The sequence below is a fragment of the Trebonia sp. genome (genome assembly GCF_030042015.1).
Classification (GTDB): domain Bacteria; phylum Actinomycetota; class Actinomycetes; order Streptosporangiales; family Streptosporangiaceae; genus Trebonia.
On the sequence record NZ_JASIAL010000174.1, the window covers coordinates 1 to 5086 of the forward strand.

Annotated in this window: 3 protein-coding genes and 2 tRNA genes; 2 read left to right on the plus strand and 3 right to left on the minus strand. The window is 67.7% G+C overall.

The features are described 5' to 3' along the window. Positions 1-124: 124 nt before the first annotated feature. Positions 125-475, plus strand: a complete 351-nt coding sequence (locus tag Q1N79_RS09040; protein ID WP_300606734.1) for a hypothetical protein — start codon at positions 125-127, stop codon at positions 473-475. Positions 476-596: 121 nt separating this feature from the next. On the opposite strand, the gene Q1N79_RS09045 is transcribed toward Q1N79_RS09040, so the two are convergent. Then, positions 597-706 (minus strand) — tRNA-Ala (locus Q1N79_RS09045). Between the two features lie 570 nt (positions 707-1276). Here Q1N79_RS09045 and Q1N79_RS09050 point away from each other — a divergent pair. Continuing rightward, on the plus strand, positions 1277-3307 hold the full coding sequence (locus Q1N79_RS09050; protein WP_300606736.1) for an Ig-like domain-containing protein: 2031 nt from the start codon (positions 1277-1279) through the stop codon (positions 3305-3307). A 670-nt stretch (positions 3308-3977) separates the two neighbouring features. Here the strand turns inward: Q1N79_RS09050 and Q1N79_RS09055 are convergent. Together Q1N79_RS09055 and Q1N79_RS09060 are read right to left on the minus strand one after the other, a co-directional pair. After that, positions 3978-4050 (minus strand) — tRNA-Ala (locus Q1N79_RS09055). 41 nt (positions 4051-4091) lie between these two features. Then, positions 4092-4517 carry a GntR family transcriptional regulator gene (locus Q1N79_RS09060; RefSeq protein ID WP_300606739.1) on the minus strand — a complete coding sequence of 142 codons (426 nt, stop codon included), beginning with the start codon at positions 4515-4517 and terminating at the stop codon, positions 4092-4094. Positions 4518-5086: the final 569 nt, after the last annotated feature.

Genomic DNA, 5086 nt, shown 5'->3' on the forward strand with positions numbered 1-5086 from the left:
AAACTACCGCATGGCTTCGGACACAAATGGCTTCCTGGTACATCGCCGGACAGCGACTGAATATGCCGTGCCCTGTTTAGCCGCCTCATTGTACGATCATCACGGGAGAAGGGGTGAAGATGGCGTGAACTTCGGGCACATGCTCACCGTGCTGCTGCACGAGCACTGGTTTGAGGTGCTGTTCACCCCGGCCAGATGGCTCTGGCACGCCGAGACGTTCGTGCCGCGCGCCGTCAATTCCGCGCTGGTATGGCCGGTCAATCACACGCCGCTGGGCCGCGTCCGCGCGCACAGCTACGCCGGGTTCCTGTGGGAGCAAGCCCTGGCCATGGTGATCGTCTTCGTCGCGGTCCTGCTCGAGTGGCTGGCCGTGCTCGTCTGCGCGGTATTCTGGCTGTTCGCCGTCTTCATGGCCTACATCTACCTGCCGTGCGCCGGCATCTGGGCGCTGTACCGGTGGCTGGCAGATCGGTAGCAACGGGCCATAAGGTACCCGGCTAGATAGCCGAGATAGACGAAAAGACGTGCTGGCGACTTGGCTGTGCTTTGGCTCTCCGCGGTGGCCACCAAGATCGCAAATGGTGGTCTCTGGCCTGTGGAGCTAAGGGGACTCGAACCCCTGGCCTTCTGGATGCAAACCATATTTTGCGTATTTCGACATCGGCTGACGTCGCTTGCTGTGCGTTTTACCAGCGAAAATGGCCTCGCACTGTCGGTGGAGATCGCTCAGAGTCGGACTCTGTTGGCTCTTTGTTCGGCTCTTTGGGGCCGTCCTTCCAGGCTCGGCACCGGGACTCGTGGCGCTCGGGCTTGGTATCCCCGGCATCATCACAAGTCCTTCTGCCGACGCCTCCAGGCCACTGGGCAAAGAGCGTGCTGCCAAGGGCCACGCCTGCACCTCGCACCCTCGCACCCCTGCCGCGTTGCCGAGTCGAGCCGCTTATAGATCAAGGCGGCACCGCCGAATGGGAATCCGGGCTGGGCGGCCGGCTGTGACCTTCCGGTTTTGCGCCGCCGGATATCGACTGTTCTTCCCTGCCGTCGGCCCGTCGGGGCAGGCGGGGTGCGAGCCCGCGCAGTGGGTGGGCCCCGCGGTGATCGCGGGCATCGTCGGCTGTCTGGCAAATCGGTGTAAACCGGGTCGGCGGTTGCCGCGTCCGGGTAAATGGGACGGTCCGGGTCGGCTGGTCGTCGTGGCGATCACAGCGGCTTTTCTTAAACTCTGCGACGGAGATGGTCTTTGTTGGGCAGATTCTCACCTGTTGTGCTCAGCGTGGTGACGCTGGCGGCTGCCTGCTGCGCCGTGCTGGCCATGACCGCCCTGCCGGCGGGCGCGACCGTGCCCGCCGCCGGCACCTGGGGTTCGGCGCAGCAAGTGCCGGGACTAGCAGCCCTCAGCACCGGTTCCCTGTCGTACGGGTTCACGTCCGGGATCAACGCGCTGTCATGCGGGGTCGCGGGCAACTGCGCCGCCGGGGGGGTGTACGTAGATTCCGCCGACGACGAGCAGGCTTTCGTAGCCGACGAGTCTGGCCGGTCCTGGGGCACCGCGGAGGAGGTGCCGGGACTGGCCGCCCTCAGCACTGGCGTGTGGGACGGGGACCTGTTCGGGATCAAGTCCGGGATCAACGCGCTGTCATGCGGGGCCGCGGGCAACTGCGCCGCCGGGGGCGAGTACGCGGATTCCGCCGACGACGAGCAGGCTTTCGTTGTGGACGAGATCAACGGGTCCTGGGCCACCGCGGAGGAGGTGCCGGGACTGGCCGCCCTCAACCACGGCGGGGGGGCCGACGGCGGGGGGGCCTCCGTCAGTTCAGTGTCGTGCCCGTCGGCGGGCAACTGCGCCGCCGTCGGCACGTACATAGGCTCGTCCGAAAAGCAGGCGTTCGTGGTGGATGAGACCGGCGGTATCTGGGGCACCGCGGAGGACGTGCCGGGACTGCCCGGCGGGTCCGTCACGGTCGGTTCGGTGTCGTGCGCGTCGGCGGGCAACTGCGCGACCGGCGGCTCGTACTACGCCGCCGGCAGTGGTACGCAGGCGTTCGTCGTGGATGAGGTCAACGGGTCCTGGGGCACAGCGCAGCAGGTGCCGGGGTCGGCCGCCCTCGAAGTCGATAACGGGGCGGCCGGCGTCGATGCGGTGTCGTGCCCGTCGGCCGGCAACTGCACGGCAACCGGGACTGTCGGCCACCTTTCGGCAGGCAGCCTTGGCGTGGTCTCGCAGGCGTTCGTGGTGGACGAGACCGCCGGTACCTGGGGCACCGCGAAGCTGTTGCCGGGCACCGTCCCCCCGATCCCAGGCGGAAGCTACGAAACCGGCTCCGCCTTCAATTCGGTGTCGTGCGGGTCGGCCGGCAACTGCGTAGCGGTCGGCGATATCGAAAATGGCGGGTCCTCCACGGCGATCATGGCGGAAGAGTTCGGCGGCTCCTGGGGCACTGCTCAGCAGATACCGGGAACAACCGACGCTTGGGCGTTTTCGGTGTCGTGCCCGTCGACCGGTAACTGTGCCGTAGGCGGCGACGGCGCCTCGGCGCCGTTCGTGCTGGACGAGACCAGCGGCTCCTGGGGCACGGCACAGGAAGTATCGGGCGCCGCCGACGGCGACCTCATTGCGGTGTCGTGCGGGTCGGCAGGCAACTGCGCCGCAGGCGGCACGTACGGGGAAGCCGGCAGCGCCCAACTGGCGTTCGTCGTGTCGGAAAAGCCCCCGACGAGCAGCGTCCTGGGCCTGCCGGCCGCCAAGGTGACCTACGGCAAGGAGCAGACCGAGCGGGTGACGATCACGGTCTCCGCGGCCGCCGGCGAGACCCCGTCCGGCACCGTCACGGTCAACGCCGGGACGGCGGTTGTCTGCGGCAGCGTCGAGCTTTCCGCCGGGCAGGCCAGCTGCACGGTGGCCGCGACGAGGCTGCCCGCCGGGACCTGGCACCTGACCGCCTCCTACGGCGGCAGCACCGGCCTCGCCCCGTCGACCTCCGCTGCGCGCACGCTGACCGTGGCCAGGGCAGCCGCGAAGGTCACGCTGTCGCTGTCGGCGGCCAGGGTGATCTACGGCCAGGAGCGGTCCGAGCGGCTGACCGTCAGGGTCACCGGCCAGTACGCCGGAATGCCGGCCGGGAAGGTCACCGTCAAGTCCGGCAAGGTCACGGTCTGCACCATCACCCTCGCCTCCGGCCGGGGCAGCTGCGCCCTGGCCGCCAGGAAGCTCCCCGTCGGCACCCGCACCCTGGTCGCCGTCTACTCCGGCAGCAGTGACTTCACCGGCGCGGCCTCCACCCGGAAGACCCTCAAGGTGGTGAAGTAGGGGCCGGTACTCTAGCCGCGCTTCGTGAGCTTGACCTGCGCCCGTGCTGCTCAGGGCGACCGCACTCGGAGCCAGGCACGATCGGCGGCCGTGCTGCCTGGTGACTACGCCTGGCCACTCAGGCTAAGTCAAGATCTCATCGGTTTCGCCGCGCCAGCTGGTGTCACTTTGCTGCTCTTCCGCCGTGACCGTGGCTGGCTGCCAACTGCTGCCAAGCCGGTGGTCAGCGGTAGATGACAGGCGACACCTGTGGAACGACTCACCAGACCGTAGGCGTGCATAGACAGCACCGGACAGCTCGCCCATTCCGACGGGTCAAAGGCGCTGCCTCCTGTTCATCCGCGCTGGTCAGGAGGCCGATTTGTGCACGAGCCGCAGCGGGACGGGGGGAGACGGAGGAGGCGCCGAGGCCTAGCGCGGACGCACGGCGTCCATCCGCCGAGGTCAGTACGGCCAGTGGAGATCGAGCGAGACGGCGGATCCGCTTGCCGTCCGGGCGTCCAGCCGAGCGAGATCGCACCGACCGGGGTGCCGCGGCATCCCGATAGACGGAAACCTTCGCCGTGCCCACGGCGCGCAGCAGTCGTCGTACCTCGGACAGCAGCACCGCTGTGGCTCTTGGTTTGGCTCGGCTTTGCGGCCTTCAAGATCGCAAGTGGCCGCTGGCCTGTGGAGCTAAGGGGACTCGAACCCCTGGCCTTCTGGATGCAAACCAGACGCTCTTCCAGCTGAGCTATAGCCCCGCGTCGTTAAGGGTACTGCAGGCGGCACCGCCGCGGCGCCGTCACCGCTCGACGTGCAGCACGGTCACCGCGGCGCTATAGACCTCGGGGTCGCCTCCGTGAGCGCGGGTTATGACCAGGACCGGGATGCCAGGGCTGAGCGAGCCCAGCTTCCCTCGCTCGGCGTCGTCTGGCATGCGCGCTGCCACCTGGTCGCCGGGGCGGACGACGGCGACCTTCAGTTGCGGGACCGCCGCGACGAAGGATCCGACACCATGCCGGGTCACGATTAGCCCCTCCTCACGCAGCAACTGCATGGCACGGCGCACAACCGAGCGGTCGACGCCGAAGCTGCGCTTCAGTGTCTCCTCGCCCGGGAGCTTCGACCCGAGTGATATCCGGCCGCTGACGATCTCTTCCCGAAGCCAGCTGGCAAGCTGCACATACTGGTGGATCTCCGTCGGCTGCGCGTGCTGCATACCGCTCATGACCAGGCCTTCGTCGGTCGTTGTAGGGTTGTAGGGTCCTGTAGACAACCACACTCGATAGCGCTACAGTGATCACCGCGCTACGTACAGTTGCCCGGTTATTTCCCCCCGGGCTACCCCGCACGGTAGCGCTGCGGGCGGTCTTGGGTTCTGGGGGGGTTACCGGACATGCCCGTAGGCCGACCCCTAGGCGGCCGACTCGCCTGGCGGCCGACCATGCCGCTGAATCCCTTTGAAAGGGGGATTTTACTGTGGGTGTGATCTGGGGCGAAGGCATGGCCGACCAACGCCACCGGACCAGTGGTGCTGGTATTTTTGCCTATTTCGAGCGCCTGATACGCGCCGTGCGCCGCCGCCTCTTCGCGCGCGGGGACCAGGAATTACGCGGCGTCAGGCAGCACGGCTCGGGTCACTGTCCGGGGAGACTGGCTCCCGCTTGGGACGCCGGGGCGTGACCCAACCCCGGCCGGGCCGGTGGTAGTTGTGATTCTCAATTGATCTAGTTAACGCTCCCGTAGCGTACCTGCTGCCACGATCGGTACCCCGCCCGCACCCCCACCGCCCGGTCG

Excerpts from the sequence above, each read along its gene's own strand:
- Q1N79_RS09060 (WP_300606739.1), bottom strand. The coding sequence starts at position 4,517 with ATGAGCGGTATGCAGCACGCGCAGCCGACGGAGATCCACCAGTATGTG.